Below are 21,002 nucleotides of genomic sequence, written 5' to 3'. Positions count from 1 at the left end.
TCAATGGCCGGGGATCATCCACGGAAACACATAGGCTTGCAGCGTCGTGATGATGCCGATGATGGCCGCGAAGACCAGGCTGTGCTTCACCGTGAAGCGGAACAGGTCCGACTCGCGCCCGGCCAGCCCCACGGCCGCGCAGGCGATGGCGATGGACTGCGGCGAGATCATCTTGCCGGTGACGCCGCCCGTGGTGTTCGCCGCCACCGTCAGCACCTGCGGCAGGCCGAGCTGCTGCGCGGTGGTGGCCTGCAGCGCGGCGAACAGCGCGTTGGCCGAGGTGTCCGAGCCCGTCAGGAACACGCCGATCCAGCCGAGGAACGGCGAGAAGAACGTGAAGGCATGGCCCGTGTGCGCCAGGGCCAGCGCCAGTGTGGCCGAGAGGCCGGAGTAGTTGGCGATGAACGCGAAGGCCAGCACCATGCCGATGGAATAGATCGGCACGGCCAGTTCCCTGAAGGTCTCGCCGAGCGTCGCCATCGCCTTCGCAGGCGACAGGCGCGTGGAAGCGATCGTGACCAGCGCGGCGATCAGGATGGCCGTGCCGGTGGCGGACAGCCAGTTGAAGGTGTAGACCGCGCCGTAGGGCGCCGCCGAGGCGACCACCGGGGGCACCTTCTCGACCAGGTTGTGCAGGAAGGGTACGGGAATGTTGACCACCGTGGAGGCGAGCGCGCCCTGCGCCGCGAACAGCGCCTTGAAGGGCTTGAGGCTCCAGAGCGTGACCACCGCGGTGAGGATGATGAAGGGCGACCAGGCCTTGAAGACCGCGCCCGCCGTGAGCGGCACGCCGCTGGAGACGCCGGCCGCGGGCCGCGCACCGGTGGCAGCGGGCTCCTCCTCGAAGCGGAAGATGCGCCGGGGCTGCCAGACTTTCAGGAACAGCGTCAGCGCCACCAGCGAGACGATGGCGGAGGTGATGTCCGGCAGCTCGGGGCCGATGTAGTTGGCCGTGAGGAACTGCATGAGCGCGAACGATCCCCCGCCCACCAGCACGGCGGGCCAGGTTTCCTTCACGCCGCGCCATCCGTCCATGATCGCCATGATCCAGAACAGCACGATCACCGTCATGAACGGCAGCTGCCGGCCGGCCATCTGGCCGATGGCGAAGGCGTCCACGCCCGACACCTGGCCCGCCACGATGATCGGGATGCCCATCGCGCCGAACGCCACGGGGGCCGTGTTGGCGATCAGGCACAGGCCGGCGGCGTAGAGCGGCTTGAAGCCCAGCCCCACCAGCAGCGCCGCGGTGATGGCCACGGGGGCTCCGAAGCCCGCCGCGCCCTCCAGGAACGCCCCGAAGCAGAAGCCCACCAGGATGAGCTGCAGCCGCTGGTCCTCCGTGACGGAGAGGATCGACGAGCGTATGACCGCGAACTGCCCCGTCGCCACCGAAATCTTGTAGAGGAACACCGCGGCCACGATGATCCAGGCGATCGGCCACAGGCCGTACAGGAAGCCATACACGGCCGAGGCCAGCGCGGCGCTCGCCGGCATCCGGTAGAAAAGCAGTGCCACGCCCAGCGACAGCACCACGGTGATCGTGCCCGCCTGGTAGCCCTTCAGGCGCAGGCGGGTCAGCGCGAGGAAGAAGAAGACGATGGGAATGAGCGCCACCAGCGCGGAAATCCAGATGTTTCCGGCGGGGTCGTAGTTCTGTTGCCAGAGGGTTTGCATGGCGGGACGGTGTGAAAGAGAAAAGAGAAGACGCCGTTGCAATGGGTCTGCAAGCACACCAAATTGGTATGACCAATAAAACCAACCAACGCAACGGAGCGCATTCTCGAAGACGCATCGCGCCTCAACAAACAGAGTAAACCCGCGAGCAAACGGAAATCATACCGCATCGCCGTGAATTGGTAATACCAATTTGAGACTCATCCATCCCACGGCGAGCAGGCCGGCGCAATGGGCTGGTCGCGGCCCAGCACCGCGACCAGCAGGTAGAACGCCGTCCCGATGCCCGTGCCGAACAGGACCGTGGACGAGAGGACGTGCAGCCACCTGGCGACGAAATACTCCATGGAAACCTTTCGCGTGAATGCATGCGCCTGCATGCGGTTGCCGTGCCCTCCGACATGCGGGCCGGCGCGCGGGGGGCAATGAGGTGCCCAGGAGGTCCGCAGGCCCATCGACTGGAAACGCGCCTTGCGCGAGGGCGCCATCGCCGGCAGCTGCGCCAGCGCGCTCTCCGCCCTGGCCCTGCTGTGGGCGGGACGGCACCAGGCCCGCGGCGCCATCACGCCCGTCAATACCGTGAGCCACCGGATCTGGGGCGACCCGGCATTGCGCGGCATGGTGCGCTGGCACGGCAAGCCGTGTCCCCGGCACGGTGATGCCGCGTCCTACGGAGGCATGCCCGCGGCGCCGACATGCGCGGGACGACGCAGGCTGTCAGATAGCGCAAGGGTCTTTCCCGTTTTTCCTTTTTCCGACAACGCCAAGGAGTCCACCATGCCCCGAGCCGCCTGGAGCGACAAGCGCGAGCGCCAGTACGAACACATCAAGGACAGCCTCGAGGAGCGCGGCCGCAGCGAGAAGACGGCCGAGCAGATCGCGGCGCGCACCGTCAACAAGGAGCGTGCCCAGCACGGAGAGGCGAAGAAGGCCAATCCGAAGACCGTGCACGACACGCCTGCGCCCGTGCGGGGCGGCCAGCGCTCGCACACCGGTGCGCAGGGCCGCACGCGCGAGCAGCTCTACGAAGAGGCGCGCAAGAAGAACATTGCCGGCCGTTCGAAGATGAACAAGGCCGAACTGCAGAAGGCCGTAGGGCGCTGATCGCCGCGACGGCCGCCACCGTCGCGGCTACCGGCCCGCCGGCGCCAGGCAGCCCAGGCCGTCCAGCGACGCCTCCACCGCCTCGTCGAGCGGGGTGTGCGGTTCATGGCCGAGCACCTCCAGCAGGCGGTTGTTGTCCATGCGCACGGGCTGCTCCCACAGGTAGCGCATCTCCATCATCTCGCGCAGCGTGGGCACGAAGGGGGCGGCGAGGCGCAGCAGCCACCACGGCGTGCGGGCCACGCGCGGCACGGTGCCGCAACGCCGCTGCACCACCCGCCGGATGGCCTCGGCCATCTGCAGGCCGGTGGCATCCCAGTGGCCGGCCACGTGGAACCGCTCGAACGCCGCGAGCGATGCGCGCCGCTCCAGCAGGGCCACCATGGTGCGCGCCACGTCGGGCAGGTAGGCCCACTGGTGCCCCACGCCCGGCCGCGCCGGGTTCGAGACCGACGCCACGGGCCGCCCCGGGCGGACCAGGCCCTGCGAGAACCAGCTGTTGCCCGGCTTCGGCCCGAAGAAATCGCCGGCCCGCACGATGATGGCGCGGCACCCCTGCCGGCTGGCGGCGTCGAGCCGCTCTTCCATCCGCACCCGGATGGCGCCCTTGCGGGTGGCAGGACGCTGGGGGGCGCCCTCGGTGACGCACGGGAATGCATCGGGCCCGAAGTTGTACACCGTGCCCGGCAACACGATGGTCGCCCCCAGCGCTGCCGCAGCGGCGATGGTGTTCTCGACCATCGGCATGACCAGGGTGTCCCAGTCGCGGTAGCCGGGAGGGTTGACGGCATGCACGATGGCCGAACACCCCTGCGCGGCCCGCGCCACGTCGTCCCGGCGCATGGCATCCCCCCGGAACCAGACGATCCCCTCGCCGCACGGTGCCGCCGGGGCGCCGCCGCGCGCCAGTGCATGCACCGTCCACCCCGCGCCGAGCAATTGCCGCGCCACCTCGCCCCCGATGCCCCCGGTAGCGCCCAGCACCAGGGCTGTCCTGCAACGATCCCCCATTTCCATCTCCTTGTCGAGGCCACCAGGGCCGATGGAGCCGATTCTGCGGACAGCCGGGTTCAAAATGAATTGCAGAGCATGAGGCAACAGCCATACATTTATGCATGGCCAAGACGAATATCGGCTGGGAGCTCTACCGCACCTTCCTGGCCGTGCTGACCGAAGGATCGCTATCGGGCGCGGCGCGCGCGCTGGGCATCACCCAACCCACGGCGGGGCGCCATGTGGAATCGCTGGAGAAGGCGCTGGGCATCCCCCTCTTCACCCGGTCGCCCACGGGGCTGATGCCCACGGACGCGGCACAGGCGCTGCATCCGCAGGCCCGGGCGATGGCCAGCCTGGCGGCATCCCTCGAACGCACGGCTGCCAGCCAGGGCGGCCCGGAGGGTGGTGTCCGGGGGACCGTGCGGGTGGGTTGCAGCGACGTGATCGGGGTGGAGGTGCTGCCGCCCGTGATCGCCGCGCTGCGGAGCGCGCACCCGGCCCTGTCCGTCGAGCTGGTGCTGACCGACCGCGTGCAGGACCTGCTGCACCGCGAGGCCGACATCGCCGTGCGCATGGCCACGCCCCGGCAGGAGCAACTGGTGGCGCGGCGCCTGGGGCACATCGACGTGGGCCTGCATGCGCGGCGGGACTACCTCGAGCGGCACGGCACGCCGCGCAACCTCGAGCAGCTGGCCGCGCACACGCTCATCGGCTACGACCAGGCCACCGCCTTCATCCGCCAGGTCGAGGGCTCGCTGAAAGGGCTGCGGCGCCACATGTTCTCGCTGCGCAGCGACAGCAACCTCGCACAGCTGGCGCTGATCCGCGCGGGCGCCGGCATCGGGATGTGCCAGGTTCCGCTGGCGCGGCGCTCCCCCGACCTGGTGCGCCTGATGCCCCGCGGCCTCACCGTGCCCATGGAAACCTGGGTCACCATGCACGAAGACCTGCGCAGCAGCCCGCGCTGCCGTGTCACGTTCGACGCCCTGGTGAACGGCATGCTGGCCCACATGGCGACGCGCTGAGGGCACGCCGGGGACCAGTAGCGGGGGACGCCGGCCCTCAGCCTTCGAACTGCGGATGCGTCTGCCGGATGCGCGCCATGGCGATGCCCGCGGCGGCGGTGCGCGTTTCCACGCCCAGCTTCACATAGACGCGCTCCAGGTGCTTTTTCACCGTGGCGGGGCTCGATCCCAGGATGTCGCCGATGTCGCGGTTGGTCTTGCCCTTGAGCAGCCAGTAGAGCACCTCGGCCTCGCGCGCGGTGAGCCGGAAGCCCAGCGCCAGCGCCTCGATCACCGCAGCGTCGGACACCTCGCGCATCACCACCAGCCAGTCGCCGCCGCCCTCGCTGTCGCCGGTCTGCTGGTGCAGGCTGAACGACAGGCGCCGCGCGCCGCGCTCCACCACCAGGCGCGGCGGCTCGATCTGCTGCGCCGCGAAGGCCGGCACCTGCGGAAGCTGGGCCCGCAGCCATTCGGCCACGGGCAGCGGCACGGCCACCGGATCGGCCGTGGCCTCCGCGCCCTCCCCGCCCTGCGCGCCCTCGGCACTGAAATACGCGCGCAGCAGCGTGCGCGCCAGCGCGGTCTGCCACATCAGCCGCCCGTCGCTGGCGCGCACGGTGATGCTGGCATAGCCGAAGGCATCCAGCGCATTGCGCGCCTGGCCCGCCTGGCGCATGTCCTGCCGGGCCCGCCGCGCGCCCTGCAGGTGGACATGCATGCGCGCCAGCACCTCGCGCGGCTTGATGGGCTTGGTCACGTAGTCCACCCCGCCCGCGGCCAGGGCGGCCTCCAGGTGCTCGGTCTCGGTGAGCCCGGTCATGAAGATGATGGGGATGTGCGCGGTGGCCGGCTGGGCCTTCAGGCGGCGCGCGACCTCGAAGCCGTCCATGCCGGGCATCATGGCGTCGAGCAGCACCACGTCGGGCATGGCCTGGGCGGCGCGGGCCAATGCGGTCTCGCCGCTGGTGGCGACCAGCACCGTGTAGCCGGATTCGTCCAGCGCATCGTGCAGCACGGCCAGGTTGTCGGGCACGTCGTCCACGATCAGCACCAGGCCGGCGCTGTCGCTGTCCAACAGCGGCGCGGCGCGGCCGGCGGCCGGGGCATGGGGGGCGGAAGGCGAAGGCAGGTCGGTCATCGGGATCAGGAGGATGCCATGAGGCGGGCCAGCGCCTCGAACTGGAACTGCCGCGCCAGCGCGCGCGCCCGGGCCACCCAGCCGGCGCATTCGGGCTGCGCGGCCTCGATCTCGGCCAATTGGGCCATCACGCCGCGGTAGTAGCCCAGCTCCACGGCCTCGGCCAGCGGGGCCAGCAGCGCGGCGCCGGGCAGGGCCTCGGCAGGGCCGGCGGCGGGCGGCGCAGGCGCTGCCGGGGGAGCGACACTCTCCTCCTCCAGCCACTGCAGGGCCAGGCGCCGCTCCAGCCAGTCCAGCAGTTCGCTGTGGCGCACCGGCTTGACGATGAAATCCTCGGGCCTGATGCCCACGTCGTTATCCAGCCCCTTGTCGAAGGCGTTGGCCGAGACCACGGCGACGTGCGCCTGCGTCTGGCCGGCCGCGCGCAGGCGCCGGATGGTCTCCCAGCCGTCGATGCCGGGCATGGCCAGGTCCATGAAGACCACGTCGGGCCGGTAGCCGGCGGCCAGCAGGTCCAGCGCGTCGTGCCCGCTGGCGGCGGTGCGCAGTTCGAAGCCCAGCGGTGCCAGCAACTGCACCAGCAGCTCGCGGTCGGGCTCTTCGTTGTCCACCACCAGCAGGCGGCGGCGCGGGCCGGCATAGCCGCGGCGCGCGGGCCGCGGGCCGGCGGCGCGCTGCTCGGAGGCGCCCAGGGCGCCGGGGTGGACTTCGGGCAGGAAGAGCCGGATGCGGAACAGCGCGCCGGCGCCGGGGCTGCTGGTCACGGTCATCTCGCCGCCCATCAGCTCGGTCAGCATCTTGGCGATGGTCAGCCCCAGGCCCGCGCCGGGCGCCGCGCCCTGGCTGCTGGCCGCGCCGCGCTCGAAGGGCTCGAAGATGCTGGCGCGCTCGGCCTCGGTCAGGCCCGGTCCGCTGTCCTCGATCTCGATCAGGGCCAGTTCGCGCGCATGCCGCACGCCCAGGCGCACGTGGCCGGCGGCGGTGAACTTGATGGCATTGCCGATCAGGTTGATGAGGATCTGCCGCACGCGCTTGTCGTCGCCGCGCACCACCTCGGGCAGCACGCCCTGCGCATCGAAGCGGAACGCCAGCCCCCTGGCGCGGGCCTGGGGCTCGAACATCTCGACCATCTCGTGCAGGCAGTCGGCGAAGCGCATGGGCCGCACCTGCAGCGTGAGCTTGCCGCTCTCGATGCGGGCGATGTCGAGCGTGCCCTCGATCAGCGTCAGCAGGTGCTCTCCGCCGCGCCGGATCACGCCCACGGCCTGCCGGCGGTGCGGCGGTACCGAAGCGTCCTCGCCCATCAGCTGCGCGTAGCCCAGGATGCTGTTGAGCGGCGTGCGCAGCTCGTGGCTGATGGCGCTGATGTAGCGGCTTTTGGCCTGGTTGGCCTGGTCAGCCAGGCGCCGGGCCTGCTCGGCCTCCTCGCGCGCCTCCTCGGCCACGCCGCGCGCCTGTTCGGCGGTGCGGCGGGCCTCCTGCAAGGCCTGGTCGGTCTGCCGGTGCAGGGCGATCTCGCGCTGCAGCAGGTGGGTCTGCCGGTTCGACTCCTCCTGCGCCACCTTGCGGCTCTTGTGGGCGAGCACCAGCCACCAGGCCACGATGCCCGAGATGACCAGCAGCGCCAGGTAGGCCTTCAGCAGCCCCGAGCGCAGCGGCGCAGCTCCGGTGCCCGGCACGCCCAGGACCTGCGTCTCCTGGTGGTAGAAAAGCCCGAACACCGCCGCCAGCAGCGGCGCGATCACCAGCATCAGCAGCAGGAAATGCCCCAGCCCGGAATCCAGCAGCCGCCACGCGCTGCGCGGCAGCAGCCAGCGCAGCGCCCCGGCCCACTGCACGGCCAGGTGCGCATGGGGCTTGCACATGTCGCCGCAGCGGGCATCCAGCGTGCAGCACAGCGAGCAGATGTGGCCCCGGTAGGCGGGGCAGTGCGCCATGTCCGGCGCCTCGTATTCGCGCTCGCAGACCACGCAGCGCAGCATGGCGGGCAGCGCGGCCGTGGCTGAGGCTGAGGCCGCTCCACCGCCGCTGCAGCCCTCGCAGCCCCCCCTGCCGCCGGCCTGCGGCGGCGCCGTGCGCGCCAGGTAGTAGCGCCCGCCCGTCGCCCAGGCGATGGCGGGCGCCGCGACGAAGGCCGTCACCATCGCGATCACCGCCGAGAACGCCTGCGCCATCAGCCCGAACAGCCCCAGGTGCGCCACCACCGAGAGCAGCGAAGCCAACGCCATCGCCCCCACGCCCACCGGGTTGACGTCGTACAGGTGCGCGCGCTTGAACTCGATGCCCGGCGGCGACAGCCCCAGCGGCTTGTTCACCACCAGGTCGGCCACCACGGCCATCATCCAGGCGATGGCGATATTGGAGTACAGGCCCAGCACCTGCCCCAGCGCGGTGAACACGTTCATCTCCATCAGCATGAAGGCGATGAGCGTGTTGAACACCACCCACACCACCCGCCCCGGGTGGCTGTGCGTGAGGCGCGAGAAGAAGTTGCTCCACGCGAGAGAGCCCGCGTAGGCATTGGTCACGTTGATCTTGATCTGCGACACCACCACGAAGAGCGCCGTGGCCGCCACGGCCCAGCGGTAGTCGGCGAACACGTAACCGTAGGCGGCCAGGTACATCTGGTTGGGGTCCACGGCCCGCTCGGGCGGCACGCTCAGGGTGATCGCCAGGTAGGCCAGCAGCGCGCCGCCCAGCATCTTGAACACGCCCAGCACCACCCAGCCCGGCCCGCCGGCCAGCACCCCGGCCCACCAGCGCCACCGGTTCGCGCGCGTGCGCGCCGGCATGAAGCGCAGGTAGTCGGCCTGCTCCCCCATCTGGGTGATGAGGGCGATGCCCACCGTGAGCGCTGCGCCGAAAAGGTGCAGGTCGAACGCCGCCGAGCCGCCGCGATCCCCGGAGTAGTGCGCAATGCCTGCGAATGCACCAGGATCGCGCGCCAGCACGTAGCCGAACGGCACCAGCAGCATCACCAGCCAGACCGGCTGCGTCCACACCTGCAGCCGGCTGATGGCCGAGACGCCGTGCGTCACGAGCGGAATCACCACCAGCGCGCAGAGCACATAGCCCCACGCCGGCGGAATGTCCAGCGCCAGTTCCAGCGCATAGGCCATCACCGCGGCCTCCAGCGCGAAGAAGACGAAGGTGAAGCTCGCGTAGATCAGCGAGGTGATGGTCGAGCCGATGTAGCCGAAGCCCGCCCCGCGCGTGAGCAGGTCCATGTCCACCCCGTAGCGCGCCGCGCAGGCGCTGATGGGCATGCCGGCCAGGAAGATGATGAGCCCCGTCGCCAGGATGGCCCAGAAGGCGTTGGCGAAGCCGTACTGCACCAGCAGCGTGGCCCCCACCGCCTCCAGGATCAGGAACGAGGCCGCCCCGAAAGCCGTGTTGGCTACCCGCCAGGCGGACCACTTGCGGAAGCGCTGCGGCGTGAAGCGCAGCGCATAGTCCTCCAGCGTCTCGCTGCCCACCCAGCTGTTGTAGTCGCGGCGCACCTTGACGATGCGCTGCGGCGCCTCGCCTTCTGCGGCGTCATGCGGTGGCAGGGAAGTGGAAACGGGGGCGGATGGCACGCCCCGCAGGTGCAGCATTCATGCCACCTGCCCTGCCCGCAGCGCTGCACGCCTTCAGCGCGCCGGGGGCATGCGGCCGGCGTAGGCCTTGTCGGTCAGGCTGCGCAGGAAGGCGACGAGGTCGTCGATCTCCGCGCCGGAGAGCGCCGCCGCGGTGCCCGCACGCCGGTTCATGGGCGGCGAATTGACGTTGACATTGCCGCGGCACTCCTGCGGCACGTCGTCGAAGGGCCGGCCGCCGGCATACCAGTGCGCGGGGTCGGTGGAGCGCGTGTTGTAGAACGCCACCGCGTCGCGCAGGTCGCCGAACACCGCGTTGTGCATGAAACGCGGGCGCACCGCCACGTTGCGCAGCCCCGGCGTGCGCAGGTAGGCGCACCACTGCCCCGGCTCCGGCCAGCCCAGGCGCCGCGCCGTGGCGTCCAGCCCGGTATCGAAGTGGCGCGGATCGCGGTTGTCCGCCAGCCGTCGGTTGCGCGGCACGGCGATCGCGTCGTACCCGAAATCGGTGAACAGCGACCGCTCGGGCCGCGACGCGGTCTCCGCCAGGGTGTGGCAGGAAGCGCAATTGCCCTTGTCCGGATTGCGGAACAGCACCAGGCCGCGCTGCTCGGCCGGCGACAGCGTGCCCTGGCCGCGCAGGTAGTCGTCGAAGCGCGAGCTGAACGGCGCCATGGCGTCGCTCTGCAGGAAGGCCTGCAATGCCGCGCCCAGGGCGCGCAGCAGCGCCTCGGGGTCGCGCTGCACCGCGGTGCCGAAGCGCGGCGCCAGCTCCGCCGCCAGGCCGCTGCGCTGCGCCGAGCGCAGCAGTTGCGCCGGGGTGCCGTTGTTCATCTCGCGCGGGTCCAGCAGGGGGCCGCGGATCTGCCCGGCCAGCGTGTCGGCCCGCCCGTCGGCGAACAGGCCGCCGAAGGGCGAGGCGAAGGGCGCGTCGTCGTCCTGGTAGAAATGGCGGCGCGGCACGTAGCGCACGTAGAGCAGCGAGGGTGCCGTGCGCGCGCCGAAGCGCCCGGCCCGGCTGCCTTCGGAGGTGCCCGGCCCGGCCAGCGCGCGGGGCGTGGCCAGGGTGGGCCCGAAGGCCTGCCCCGGGTCGTGGCAGGCCGCGCACGACATCCCGCGCGGCCGCGACAGCCGCGGGTCGTTGAACAGCCTCTCGCCCAGGCGCACCAGTTCCGGGTCGGGGGCGAACACGGCCCGGGTCGGGTCCACCCGCGAGGCCACCTGGGGCGTGCGCCCCACCCAGCCCACCACCGCCTGGGCCGGCACGCCCGGCAGCAGCACGACCCGGGTCTCGGGCACCCCGGGCGCCCCCGGCATGACCGCGGGCGCCGCCAGGGGCAGCCACGCCAGCGCGACGGCCGCCAGCCGGCTCCGCCAATCTGCCGTCACGGCGCCAGGAAGCCCGTCTTGTCGCACGCCAGCGTGCGGCCGGACTGCTGGCAGGTGGCCAGCAGCTTGCCGGTGGTCGTGTAGGCCTTGAAGGTCCAGCCGGTCGCGGGCGACGCGCGGCGCTCCATCATCGCGAAGCCGAAGCTCGCGTGGTGCGTGATGCGGTCGATGGTGGTGCCCGGCGCGGGCGAGGCGCTGGCCGGCAGCGGATCGGGCAGCGCCACGTCGAGGTTGTCGCCCGCGTTGCCGGTCACCAGCGTCGCCGGATGGCCCGATGCGAAATTGATGGCCTGGAAATCGTGCACGTGGCCGTGGAGCGCGACATGCACGCCCGGCGGATAGTAGGCCTGCTGGTAGAGGCCGACCATGGCCGACTGCAGCGCTGCGTTGCCCGGCGCGGGCGTGCTGCCGGCCACCGGCGCGAAGGCCAGGATCGGGTGGTGGTTGGTGAAGATGTTGGTCGCCACGCCGGCCTTGGCCGCCAGGGCGGCCACGCTCTGGAACTGCTTCTGGTAGATGCCGAACTGCAGGTCCGTGCTCTTGAGCGCCGTCTTGCCCGTCTTGGCCGAATCGAACACGATCACCTGCGTGTCCCCGCCCAGGGCCACGGCATAGGGCTCGGAATAGTTGCCCACGTTGTCGTTGGCCGGCAGGTTGCAGGAGCTCTGCTCGCTGTAGGCGCGCGGGTCCAGGAAGCGGAACCAGCCCTGCCCGGCGCGCCCGCACTCCTCATGGTTGCCGCGTGCCATGATCCAGGGCGCGCCGGCCAGCAGTGGCGCGGCAGGCTGGAAGAAGTCCGCCTGCCAGGTGTCCCAGCCATAGCCCCAGGGACTGCCCTTGCAGCCGGCCACGTCGCCGGGGCAGGCGTTTTCGCGGTAGTGGTAGTCGCCGATGTGCAGCACCAGGTCCGGCGCCATCGCGGCGGCCGTCGCGGCGACGGTGCCGAAGGGCCAGGCCACGGGATCGCTGCAGGGCTGCCAAGCGTTGTCCGCTTTCTTGAGCCGGCAGCCCGTGTCGGCGATCAGCAGCACGCGCTGCGGCTGCGCCTTCGGCAGCGGCAGGGTGCGGTCGGCCACGGTGACCTGGCGTGCCGAATCGGGCAGCGCCGTCTCGCAGACCGACACGGGAAACTCCGAAGGCTTCGAGTCGGACGGATCGCTCGCGGTGGTCCGCTGCGCCACCGTGCCGGCGCCCACGCGCAGCGCCATGCGGCTGGGCTGGTTGTCCACCACGATCCGGGGGCAGACGCTGGTGCCCGCGGCCGAGCCGGCAGGCAGCGCGTAGCTGGTGACCACCCGGGCCGTGGCATGGCTGCCTTCGCCCACCACCACCCAGGCGGCCTGGATGTTGGCCGGTGCGCTCGCGGCATCGGCCGTGATACCGGAGCCGCCGCCGTCGCAGCCGGACAGGGTGAGCGCACCTCCCATGGCGAGCGCCGCTCCGAAGGGGGAAATCCAGCGGGATGCCTGCATGTGGTGTGTCTTTCTTTCAAGCCGGGCCGATCGTGGGGTCGGGTCGCATCCTAGTAACAGCGAGTTACATCCGCGTGACACCCGCTGCCGGTCCCGTTGGCAGGATTCCTGCTTTACGATGTCCGCCCCAGTTGAGGCGACCGACGGAACCACCCATGGAACTGACCCCCCGGGAAAAAGACAAGCTGCTTCTCTTCACCGCCGCGCTGCTGGCCGAACGCCGCAAGGCGCGCGGCCTCAAGCTCAACTACCCGGAGGCGGTGGCCCTGATCTCCGCGGCCGTCCTGGAGGGCGCCCGCGACGGCAAGACCGTGGCCCAGCTCATGAGCGAGGGCCGCGAAGTCCTCACGCGCGGCGACGTGATGGACGGCGTGCCGGAAATGATCTCGGACATCCAGGTCGAAGCCACCTTCCCGGACGGCACCAAGCTCGTCACCGTCCACCAGCCCATCGCCTGACGCGGACTGCCCCGCCCTTCCCCCCTTCCCTCTGCCCCGGAGCCTCCCCATGCGCCTTGCCCGTTCCCTCCTGCCCGCCCTGCTCGCGGCCGCCACGCTGCCGGCGCTGGCCCACACCGGTGCGGATGCCGGCCACCACCATGGCTTCACCGCCGGGTTCCTGCACCCGCTGACCGGCATGGACCACCTGGCCGCCATGGTGGCCGTAGGCCTCTGGAGCGCCCTGGCCGCACGCAGCCGCCGCGAACTGCTGGCAGCACCCCTGGGCTTCGCCGGCATGCTGCTGGCGGGTGCGCTCGCGGGCCTCGCAGGCCTGTCGCTGCCCGCGGTGGAGCCCATGATCGCCGTCTCGCTGCTGGTGCTGGGCCTGCTGGTCGCCACGCAGCGCCGCCTCCCCGCGCCCGCCGCCGCGGCGCTGGTCGGCGTCTTCGCCGTCTTCCACGGCATCGCCCACGGCCACGAACTGGCCGGCGACGGCGCAGCCCTGCCCACCCTGGCCGGCATGCTCGCCGCCACCGTGGCCCTGCATGCCGGCGGCATCGGCCTGGGCGTGGCCCTGCGCGGCGCGAACCGCTGGCTGCCGCGCGCGGCCGGCGCCGCCGTCGGCCTCTTCGGCCTCGCCCTGCTGGGCGGCCTGGCCTGAACGCAACCCGAGGAGCGCACCATGGTCCCGGGCGAACTGCTGGTCGATGACGGCGAGCACCCACTCAATCCCTGCCGGCGCACCGCCACCCTGGTGGTGCGCAACAGCGCCGACCGGCCCATCCAGGTCGGCTCGCACTACCACTTCGCCGAAACCAACGGCGCACTCGATTTCGACCGCGCGGCCGCGCGCGGCATGCGGCTGAACATCACCTCGGGCACCGCCGTGCGCTTCGAGCCCGGCCAGCAGCGCACCGTCGAACTGGTGGACTACGCCGGCAGCCGCACCGTGTACGGCTTCCGCGGCGACACCCAGGGCCCGCTGGACACCACCCCCGATCTGCCGCAGCAGTCCTGATCGGCTCCGCCCCATCACGCACCAATCCACGCCCCCCGGAAAGGCAAGACCACACCATGGCCACCGTATCCCGCCGCGCCTATGCGGAAATGTTCGGCCCCACCGTGGGCGACCGCGTGCGGCTGGCCGACACCGGCCTCGTCGCCGAAGTCGAGCAGGACTTCACCCTGCGCGCCGGCGGCTACGGCGAGGAAGTCAAGTTCGGCGGCGGCAAGACCATCCGCGACGGCATGGCCCAGAGCCAGCGCACCCGTGCCGAAGGCGCGATGGACACCGTGCTCACCAACGCCCTCGTCATCGACCACTGGGGCATCGTCAAGGCCGACATCGGCCTCAAGGACGGCCGCGTCGCCGCCATCGGCAAGGCCGGCAACCCGGACACCCAGCCCGGCGTGGACATCGTGATCGGCCCCGGCACCGAGATCATCAGCTGCGAAGGCAACATCGTCACCGCCGGCGGCATCGACAGCCACATCCACTTCATCTGCCCCCAGCAGATCGAGGAGGCGCTGGCCTCCGGCGTCACCACCATGCTCGGCGGCGGTACCGGCCCGGCCACCGGCACGCTGGCCACCACCTCCACGCCCGGCCCCTGGCACATCGAGCGCATGCTGCAGGCGGCCGACGCCTTCCCGATGAACATCGGCTTCCTCGGCAAGGGCAATGCCAGCCTGCCCGCCGCGCTGCACGAGCAGATCGAGGCCGGCGTGATCGGCCTCAAGCTGCATGAGGACTGGGGCACCACGCCCTCGGCCATCAGCAACTGCCTGGACGTGGCCGATGCCACCGACACCCAGGTGGCCATCCACTCCGACACGCTCAACGAGAGCGGCTTCGTCGAAAACACCATCGCCGCCGTCGGCGGGCGCGGCATCTGCGCCTTCCATACCGAAGGCGCGGGCGGGGGCCATGCGCCGGACATCCTGCGCGTGGTGGGCGAGGACAACTTCCTGCCCTCCTCCACCAATCCCACCATGCCCTACACGCGCAACACGCTGGACGAGCACGTGGACATGCTCATGGTGTGCCACCACCTGGACGCCTCCATCGCCGAAGACCTGGCCTTCGCCGAAAGCCGCATCCGCAAGGAAACCATCGCCGCCGAGGACATCCTGCACGACCTGGGCGCCATCAGCATGATGAGCAGCGACAGCCAGGCCATGGGCCGCGTGGGCGAGGTCATCCTGCGCACATGGCAGACGGCCGACAAGATGAAGCAGCAGCGCGGCGCCCTGCCCGAGGACGGCCCCCGCAACGACAACCACCGCATCAAGCGCTACGTCGCCAAATACACGATCAACCCCGCGATCGCCCACGGCATCGCCCACGACGTGGGCAGCCTGGAGGTCGGCAAGTGGGCCGACATCGTCATCTGGAAGCCCGCCTTCTTCGGCGTGAAGCCGGCATTGGTCCTCAAGGGCGGCAGCATCGCCCTGGCCGCCATGGGCGACCCGAACGCCTCCATCCCCACGCCGCAGCCCGTGCACTACCGCCCCATGTTCGGCGCCTTCGGCGGCTCCCTGGCCCGCTCCTCGCTCACCTTCGTCTCGCAGGCGGGCCTGGCGGCCGGCGTGGGCGAGCGCTTCGGCCTCGCCAAGCCGCTGAGCGCCGTGCGCGGCGTGCGCGGCGTTCGCAAGCAGCACATGGTGCACAACAGCTACACCCCGCGCATGGAGATCGACGCGCAGACCTACACCGTGCGCGCCGACGGCCAGCTGCTCACCTGCGAGCCCGCCACCCGGCTGCCGCTGGCGCAGCGCTACTTCCTTTTCTGAGCCGGCCGATGGACGCACGCCCCGACGCCGCCACGGCCGCCCTGCGCATCCGCCTGGACGACCTGAGCGATCCGCGCATCGCCGTCTTCCTGGAGGAGCACCTGGCCGACATGCGCCGCGTCTCGCCCCCCGAGAGCGTGCACGCGCTCGACCTGGACGGCCTGCGCCGCCCGGAGATCCGCTTCTGGAGCGCCTGGCTGGAAACGCCGCAAGGCGACCACCTGGCCGGCACCGTCGCGCTCAAGCGGCTGGATGCGGGCCATGCGGAACTCAAGTCGATGCGCACGGCCGCCGCCCTGCGCGGCCAGGGCATCGCCGCCCGCATGCTGGCCCACGCCCTTGCCGAGGCACGCGCCGCAGGCCACGCGCGCATCAGCCTGGAGACGGGCAGCCAGCCCTTCTTCGCGCCGGCCCGCGCGCTCTATGCCCGCCACGGCTTCGAAGACTGCGCACCGTTCGGCAGCTACGGCCCCGACCCCGCCAGCCACTTCATGACACGCGCGCTCTGACGGACACGCACCCGCCAGGCGCCCGCCGGCCGGCCGCGCGCTCCCAGGACGGGCCGCCAGGCCGCAGAATGGCGTTTTCGCCGCCCAGGACCCCGACATGCTGACCGCCAACAAACTCCTTACCCAGGGCCACGGCCTCGCCCCCGTCCTGCTCAAGCGCGCCGCCACCGTCGAACTCGACTGGGACGTGCGCCAGAAAAGCCGCTTCGCCGCCACCGACGCCACCGGGCGCGAACTGGGCGTCTTCCTGCCCCGCGGCACCGTCGTGCGCGGCGGCGACGTGCTCGTGGCCGAGGACGGCAGCATGGTCCGCGTGCTCGCCGCGCCCCAGGCCGTGCTGCGCATCACCCACTGCACGCAGCACGGCACGCCCTTCGACCTCATCCGCGCCGCCTACCACCTGGGCAACCGCCACGTGCCGATCGAGCTGCGCCCGGACCACCTGCAGATCGAACCCGACCACGTGCTCGCCGACATGCTGCGCGCCATGCACCTCATCGTCACCGAGCAGCAGGCGCCGTTCGAGCCCGAAGGCGGCGCGTATGCCGCGGGCGGGCACGGGCACGGCCATGCGCACGGACACGACCACGGACATGCGGCCCACAGCCACGGGCACGATCACGGCCATGACCATGGCCACGCGCACAGCCACGGCCACGGCACGCACGCACCAGGCCATGAGCACGGCCACGAAGCCGAAGGCTGCGACCACGATCACGACTGCGGCCACCACCATGACCACGGCCAGGACCATGGCCACGCCCATCCGCATTCCCTCGCCCGCTGACGCGCGCATGGCGCCTGTACTCGATCCCGCCCCTTCCGGTCCTGCAGCGCCCGGTCCGGCATCGATGCCGCGGGCCCTGCCCGCGGCCAGCCTGCTGCAGCTCATCTGGCTCGCCTCGCCCGCCCTGCCCGTGGGCGGTTTCTCGTATTCCGAAGGCCTGGAGATCGCCGTCGAATGCGCGGGCGTGACTACCGAATCAGCCGCCGCCGCCTGGCTGCAGGAACAGCTGATGCTCACCCAGGCCCGCGGCGACCTCGCCGTCGTCCACCAGGCCCTCACTGCCTGGCGCGCGGGCGATGCGGAGCGCGTGCGCGCCCTCAACGACTGGGTGCTGCACACCCGCGAGACCAGCGAGCTGCGCCTGCAGACCGAGCAGATGGGCCGTTCCCTCGCCGACTGGCTGCGCAACCAGCACGCGGGCGATCCGGAGGCCCTGGCCGACGTCGCCCGCCTCGCCGCCCTGCCGCCCACCTACCCCGTGGCATTCGCCCTGGCCGCCGCGCGCACCCAGGCCCGCTCCGAAGACGTGCTGCTCGCCTGCGCCTTCGGCTGGGCCGAGAACATGGTCCAGGCCGCCATCAAGGCCGTGCCCCTGGGCCAGAGCGCCGGCCAGCGCATCCTCGCGCGGCTCGCCGCCGCCATCCCCGGCGCCGTGGCCCATGCCATGCAACTGGGCGACGCGCAGCGCCAGGCCTTCTCCCCCATGCTGGCCGTGCTCTCGGCCCGCCACGAAACGCAGTACTCCCGCCTTTTCCGCTCATGACCGCCATGACCATGAATACGAACACCACCACCACCTCGCCCCTGCACCACGTCCCGAACCGCACCAAGCCGCTGCCCCCGCTGCGCGTGGGCATCGGCGGCCCCGTCGGCTCCGGCAAGACCACCATCCTGGAGATGCTCTGCAAGGCCATGCGCGACCAATACGACCTCGTCGCCATCACCAACGACATCTACACCAAGGAAGACCAGCGCCTGCTCACCGTCAGCGGCGCCCTGCCCGCCGAACGCATCATGGGCGTGGAAACCGGCGGCTGTCCCCACACCGCCATCCGCGAGGACTGCTCCATCAATCTCGAAGCCATCGACCGCATGCTGGCCCAGTACCCCGACGCCGACATCGTCTTCGTCGAAAGCGGCGGCGACAACCTGGCCGCCACCTTCAGCCCCGAGCTGAGCGACCTCACCATCTACGTGATCGACGTCGCCGCCGGCGAGAAGATCCCCCGCAAGGGCGGCCCCGGCATCACCAAGAGCGACCTCTTCGTCATCAACAAGACCGACCTCGCCCCGCACGTGGGTGCGAACCTGGACGTGATGGAGGCCGACACGCGCCGCATGCGCACCACCGCCCAGGGACTCAAGCCGTTCGTGATGACCAACCTCAAGACCCGGCAGGGGCTGGACCAGGTGATCGAGTTCATCGAGAAGAAGGGGTTGTTGCAGGCGGGGCGGGGTTGAGGGGGCCATGAGGCAGGGTGGAGGCCGAACTGCCTAGTAAGGAGTACAGCACCCGGCGAGAGTCGGCTGTGCGTGACATGCACAACTCTGGAAGCGCGGCGACCATAGGACACGTGAATCTCCTTACTGCGGCGACTTCACGTGTTCGACAAGGAATGTGACGCGCACGACGCTGGAGTTGACGGTAATTCCAATGTCCTTGCATCTCCTCCATGACATGTCCATAGGCCCGGAGGTCAGGTCACCGCACCACGCGCGCTCCCGAGCCATGTCTTGCCAGCTCCATGACCGCTACCCGTTGCGCGGCCAATAAGCTCCAATACCAGCGTCGTGCAGATGCGTACCGGCACCATCGGCTGCGTCCCTAGAGCCGTTCAACCATCCATTTGTTACTGAACAGTACTGGGGCTTCAGGCATAGTCCACCCGGCAACGCAAGAGTTGGAGAGGGGCTGGATGGCTTCTCCTCTGTAGCAGGCAGTCTCTGGCTGCACTACTGCGCACTCAACGCGCCAATTGAAACTGGGTTTTCAAAAAAATATATCATTCTCGGGAGGGGAATTGATGAGAAACTTGTTAGATGAAGCATTTGATGCAGTTTCAGGAAGCTCCAGAAAGCAAAAGCCAGAATATCAGACAAAAATTTTTCAGTTGCGCGATATTCCAGGAGTAATGCGATCCAAGCTGGGTTGGCCTGTGGCCGCCAGCTTGATGGAGCGATGGTTCAACGGTGCGCCCTTGGCACTTCCGCTGGACGTGAAACGTAGCGCAGAGGGCAATCGCTTGAGCCAGCTCCCGCCCGCCCTGATTGATGAAACCATCGTCACCATGGCTTGGGCGTTGAAATTCTCCCGGGTGAAGGCAGCCGTTGCACATCTGCAGGCCAATTGGGCCAGTCCCGCAGGCATCGGACTTTTGAAACGGCGGATTGTCAGAGAACTGCCTCAAAGAATCGGCCAATGCTGGCGCTTCGGCAACTTGAACCAGCCAGCCAAAGTGCTTGACGATCTTAGCCAGGTCAACTTCGTGGGAGTGGGCAAGACGAGCGATCCCATGGATGATTTCTATGGAGCCATGGGAGAATCGCAACTCAAGCTGGCCGTCTCAGGAATAGTTATATCCTCCTCAGGCGTTACAAGCGTTGAAATCGACGAGCTGGGCTTCTATTTGCGCGATGCCTACGATTTCAATGATTCATCATTCATATCGCAGCCTCTCGGGTGCTGGGGATTCAACGGCGTGGAATGCGGAATTTCCACTCGGTTAAGCATCGAAATCGAAGACACCATTGCGGACATAAACCCCAAAGATGCAGCGAATTTGAAATACTACGTCAAAAATAGCGACTTCCAGAAATGGCGCAACAAAAACAACAAAGGTGGCGATTTCATGGTGGTATCTGATGTTCACCGAGTACGCTTAGCGATTCCGCAGAAATTCACGATATGACTGATGTTCGAAAGAAATCACCCGCTCGCTGGTTTTTCGCTTCAATGATACTGGCGGTCTTGGCATTTGGTTTTTGGCATGCATCAAAACCCAAGCTGGCAAATACCTCCATCAGCCCCCGCCACGTATATCGCATCGAGTATTATGATGCATCCCTGATTCAGAGAATTATCCATCATGACATGAAGATGCCGACCTTTGTTCGACTGTATAGAAACGATCCTGAAGTCCTTCTTGGAGAAAGCCAGGTGGTCGACATGTGGATGAACGGGCAACTGTATTGGTGGTTCGACCCTCCACTGAACGTGGTACAGGTGGGCAGGGACGTGGTCTTTGAAGGCATCCCTCCGGAATGCACAGACTGCCCCAAACTACCTGAATCAGCTTACAGGCCTTGAATATTTTTTAGTCCGAAATTTAAGAAAGCCAATATTCCCCGGCGAAACGGATGCGGCGGAGTGTTGGATCGCAGCAGTAAATTAGCAGCGACGATGCCTGGAGGGTGTGTTTCCGCAACGAGGGCCCGGTATGAATATTTTGAAATAGCCCGTCAACAGAGGGGCCTGGCCGCAATAGAGAGAGAGGGATATAAATGAATGAAAAAACGTTCTTTGAGTACGATGGCGTAAAAGTCACAAACGCTCGATTCATTGTGGACGGACAGACTTTCGCCATGAGCAATGTTACGTCAGTCAAACCAATCGCCGTACCGCCCAATCGGTTGTGGGGCTGCGTGCTTCTCTTGCTGGGTCTCGCAGGTCTGATAAGCAATCCGTTTTTCGGCGTGCCTGTCACGGGTATCGCCATCTATGTCATCTACAGACAAAAGAAAACCTATCACATCATGGGAACCTCTCAAAACCCGGCCACTCCCTTGTTCACCGACAAGACCTGAGCCGTCCTCCTCACCATGATCTCTCCTCGCAGCGCCTTGAAGTTCGATCTGTTTGCCGAGGCGTCGCGCCAGCATAAGAGAGATGAAGTGGGCGATCCGTTGCAGGTAATCGCGCGGCACATCGACTTCGCCGAGCTGGCGCGGCTGGTGGATGCACTCATCGAGCGCGGCGATGGCCGCAAGGGTGGTCGGCCGGCCTATCCCGTCGAGGTGATGGTGCGCATCCTGGTCTTGAAGCGCCTGTACAACCTGTCGGACGAGCAGATGGAATACCAGTTGCTGGACAGGGCGAGCTATCAGCGCTTTTG

General features: G+C 68.9%; 20 protein-coding genes and 1 pseudogene. 14 read left to right on the top strand and 7 right to left on the bottom strand.

Going from position 1 to position 21,002, the window contains the following annotated elements; genetic code table 11:
- Together lldP and BLR05_RS19990 are read right to left on the bottom strand one after the other, a co-directional pair.
- Entirely contained in the window at positions 1–1,677 is a 1,677-nt protein-coding gene (gene lldP, locus BLR05_RS19995; RefSeq protein ID WP_092837933.1) for an L-lactate permease, read from the bottom strand.
- Positions 1,678–1,916: 239 nt separating this feature from the next.
- Positions 1,917–2,024, bottom strand: a pseudogene (locus tag BLR05_RS19990) (DUF2269 family protein); the annotation flags it as partial.
- A 430-nt stretch (positions 2,025–2,454) separates the two neighbouring features.
- On the opposite strand from BLR05_RS19990, the gene BLR05_RS19985 reads away from it, so the two are divergent.
- A complete protein-coding gene (locus BLR05_RS19985) occupies positions 2,455–2,781 on the top strand; it encodes a plasmid stabilization protein (protein WP_092838050.1) in 327 nt (108 codons plus the stop codon).
- A 27-nt stretch (positions 2,782–2,808) separates the two neighbouring features.
- Here BLR05_RS19985 and BLR05_RS19980 read toward each other — a convergent pair whose 3' ends face one another.
- Complete coding sequence (locus BLR05_RS19980; RefSeq protein WP_377778086.1) at positions 2,809–3,792, bottom strand: NAD-dependent epimerase/dehydratase family protein; 984 nt, start codon at positions 3,790–3,792, stop codon at positions 2,809–2,811.
- 104 nt (positions 3,793–3,896) lie between these two features.
- Between BLR05_RS19980 and BLR05_RS19975 the strand changes: the two genes are divergently transcribed.
- Complete coding sequence (locus BLR05_RS19975) at positions 3,897–4,802, top strand: LysR family transcriptional regulator (RefSeq protein WP_092837927.1); 906 nt, start codon at positions 3,897–3,899, stop codon at positions 4,800–4,802.
- A 37-nt stretch (positions 4,803–4,839) separates the two neighbouring features.
- Here BLR05_RS19975 and BLR05_RS19970 read toward each other — a convergent pair whose 3' ends face one another.
- Genes BLR05_RS19970 through BLR05_RS19955 form a run of 4 tightly spaced genes read right to left on the bottom strand, consistent with a single transcriptional unit; the run spans position 4,840 to position 12,361 of the window.
- A complete protein-coding gene (locus tag BLR05_RS19970; RefSeq protein ID WP_092837923.1) occupies positions 4,840–5,922 on the bottom strand; it encodes a response regulator transcription factor in 1,083 nt (360 codons plus the stop codon).
- Between the two features lie 5 nt (positions 5,923–5,927).
- Complete coding sequence (locus BLR05_RS19965) at positions 5,928–9,518, bottom strand: hybrid sensor histidine kinase/response regulator (RefSeq protein ID WP_092837920.1); 3,591 nt, start codon at positions 9,516–9,518, stop codon at positions 5,928–5,930.
- Positions 9,519–9,554: 36 nt separating this feature from the next.
- A complete protein-coding gene (locus tag BLR05_RS19960; RefSeq protein ID WP_092837917.1) occupies positions 9,555–10,889 on the bottom strand; it encodes a cytochrome-c peroxidase in 1,335 nt (444 codons plus the stop codon).
- Positions 10,886–12,361: a metallophosphoesterase gene (locus BLR05_RS19955; protein WP_092837914.1), complete on the bottom strand. Its 1,476-nt coding sequence runs from the start codon at positions 12,359–12,361 to the stop codon at positions 10,886–10,888. Before BLR05_RS19955 ends, BLR05_RS19960 begins: the two co-directional genes overlap by 4 nt.
- 155 nt (positions 12,362–12,516) lie before the next feature.
- Here BLR05_RS19955 and BLR05_RS19950 point away from each other — a divergent pair, with 155 nt between their 5' ends.
- From BLR05_RS19950 to BLR05_RS26810, 12 genes are all read left to right on the top strand, one after another.
- Positions 12,517–12,819 carry an urease subunit gamma gene (locus tag BLR05_RS19950; protein WP_092837911.1) on the top strand — a complete coding sequence of 101 codons (303 nt, stop codon included), beginning with the start codon at positions 12,517–12,519 and terminating at the stop codon, positions 12,817–12,819.
- Positions 12,820–12,868: 49 nt separating this feature from the next.
- Positions 12,869–13,462: a HupE/UreJ family protein gene (locus BLR05_RS19945; RefSeq protein WP_092837908.1), complete on the top strand. Its 594-nt coding sequence runs from the start codon at positions 12,869–12,871 to the stop codon at positions 13,460–13,462.
- A 21-nt stretch (positions 13,463–13,483) separates the two neighbouring features.
- Positions 13,484–13,819, top strand: coding sequence for an urease subunit beta (locus BLR05_RS19940; protein ID WP_092837905.1), 336 nt, complete (start codon positions 13,484–13,486; stop codon positions 13,817–13,819).
- 56 nt (positions 13,820–13,875) lie between these two features.
- A complete protein-coding gene (gene ureC / locus BLR05_RS19935; protein ID WP_092837902.1) occupies positions 13,876–15,594 on the top strand; it encodes an urease subunit alpha in 1,719 nt (572 codons plus the stop codon).
- A gap of 8 nt (positions 15,595–15,602) precedes the next feature.
- Entirely contained in the window at positions 15,603–16,103 is a 501-nt protein-coding gene (locus BLR05_RS19930) for a GNAT family N-acetyltransferase (protein ID WP_092837899.1), read from the top strand.
- A gap of 97 nt (positions 16,104–16,200) precedes the next feature.
- Entirely contained in the window at positions 16,201–16,890 is a 690-nt protein-coding gene (gene ureE, locus BLR05_RS19925; RefSeq protein ID WP_092837896.1) for an urease accessory protein UreE, read from the top strand.
- 64 nt (positions 16,891–16,954) lie between these two features.
- On the top strand, positions 16,955–17,653 hold the full coding sequence (locus tag BLR05_RS19920) for an urease accessory protein UreF (RefSeq protein ID WP_092837893.1): 699 nt from the start codon (positions 16,955–16,957) through the stop codon (positions 17,651–17,653).
- Positions 17,650–18,351 (top strand): urease accessory protein UreG, encoded by a 702-nt coding sequence (gene ureG, locus BLR05_RS19915; protein ID WP_092837890.1) that lies wholly within the window; start codon positions 17,650–17,652, stop codon positions 18,349–18,351. Before BLR05_RS19920 ends, ureG begins: the two co-directional genes overlap by 4 nt.
- 572 nt (positions 18,352–18,923) lie before the next feature.
- A complete protein-coding gene (locus BLR05_RS19910; RefSeq protein WP_377778093.1) occupies positions 18,924–19,799 on the top strand; it encodes a DUF6402 family protein in 876 nt (291 codons plus the stop codon).
- A complete protein-coding gene (locus BLR05_RS19905) occupies positions 19,796–20,197 on the top strand; it encodes a hypothetical protein (RefSeq protein WP_092837884.1) in 402 nt (133 codons plus the stop codon). The genes BLR05_RS19910 and BLR05_RS19905 overlap by 4 nt, the downstream gene beginning before the upstream one ends.
- Before the next feature lie 194 nt (positions 20,198–20,391).
- Positions 20,392–20,694, top strand: coding sequence for a DUF6232 family protein (locus BLR05_RS19900; RefSeq protein ID WP_092837881.1), 303 nt, complete (start codon positions 20,392–20,394; stop codon positions 20,692–20,694).
- A gap of 18 nt (positions 20,695–20,712) precedes the next feature.
- On the top strand, positions 20,713–21,002 hold a 290-nt coding region (locus BLR05_RS26810; RefSeq protein ID WP_244160139.1), incomplete at its 3' end, for a transposase.

The sequence above is a fragment of the Paracidovorax cattleyae genome, assembly GCF_900104515.1.
Lineage (GTDB): Bacteria > Pseudomonadota > Gammaproteobacteria > Burkholderiales > Burkholderiaceae_C > Paracidovorax > Paracidovorax cattleyae.
The sequence above is the reverse complement of the archived record's forward strand: the minus strand, read 5'-3'. Positions and strand labels throughout refer to the sequence as shown.

Coding starts and splice junctions, on each gene's coding strand:
- BLR05_RS19980 (WP_377778086.1), bottom strand. CDS start 3,792: ATGGGGGATCGTTGCAGGACAGCCCTGGTGCTGGGCGCTACCGGGGGC.
- BLR05_RS19950 (WP_092837911.1), top strand. CDS start 12,517: ATGGAACTGACCCCCCGGGAAAAAGACAAGCTGCTTCTCTTCACCGCC.
- ureE (WP_092837896.1), top strand. CDS start 16,201: ATGCTGACCGCCAACAAACTCCTTACCCAGGGCCACGGCCTCGCCCCC.
- BLR05_RS19970 (WP_092837923.1), bottom strand. CDS start 5,922: ATGACCGACCTGCCTTCGCCTTCCGCCCCCCATGCCCCGGCCGCCGGC.
- BLR05_RS19900 (WP_092837881.1), top strand. CDS start 20,392: ATGAATGAAAAAACGTTCTTTGAGTACGATGGCGTAAAAGTCACAAAC.
- BLR05_RS19940 (WP_092837905.1), top strand. CDS start 13,484: ATGGTCCCGGGCGAACTGCTGGTCGATGACGGCGAGCACCCACTCAAT.
- ureC (WP_092837902.1), top strand. CDS start 13,876: ATGGCCACCGTATCCCGCCGCGCCTATGCGGAAATGTTCGGCCCCACC.
- ureG (WP_092837890.1), top strand. CDS start 17,650: ATGACCGCCATGACCATGAATACGAACACCACCACCACCTCGCCCCTG.
- BLR05_RS19945 (WP_092837908.1), top strand. CDS start 12,869: ATGCGCCTTGCCCGTTCCCTCCTGCCCGCCCTGCTCGCGGCCGCCACG.
- BLR05_RS19920 (WP_092837893.1), top strand. CDS start 16,955: ATGCCGCGGGCCCTGCCCGCGGCCAGCCTGCTGCAGCTCATCTGGCTC.
- BLR05_RS19985 (WP_092838050.1), top strand. CDS start 2,455: ATGCCCCGAGCCGCCTGGAGCGACAAGCGCGAGCGCCAGTACGAACAC.
- lldP (WP_092837933.1), bottom strand. CDS start 1,677: ATGCAAACCCTCTGGCAACAGAACTACGACCCCGCCGGAAACATCTGG.
- BLR05_RS19930 (WP_092837899.1), top strand. CDS start 15,603: ATGGACGCACGCCCCGACGCCGCCACGGCCGCCCTGCGCATCCGCCTG.
- BLR05_RS19955 (WP_092837914.1), bottom strand. CDS start 12,361: ATGCAGGCATCCCGCTGGATTTCCCCCTTCGGAGCGGCGCTCGCCATG.
- BLR05_RS19905 (WP_092837884.1), top strand. CDS start 19,796: ATGACTGATGTTCGAAAGAAATCACCCGCTCGCTGGTTTTTCGCTTCA.
- BLR05_RS19965 (WP_092837920.1), bottom strand. CDS start 9,518: ATGCTGCACCTGCGGGGCGTGCCATCCGCCCCCGTTTCCACTTCCCTG.
- BLR05_RS19975 (WP_092837927.1), top strand. CDS start 3,897: ATGGCCAAGACGAATATCGGCTGGGAGCTCTACCGCACCTTCCTGGCC.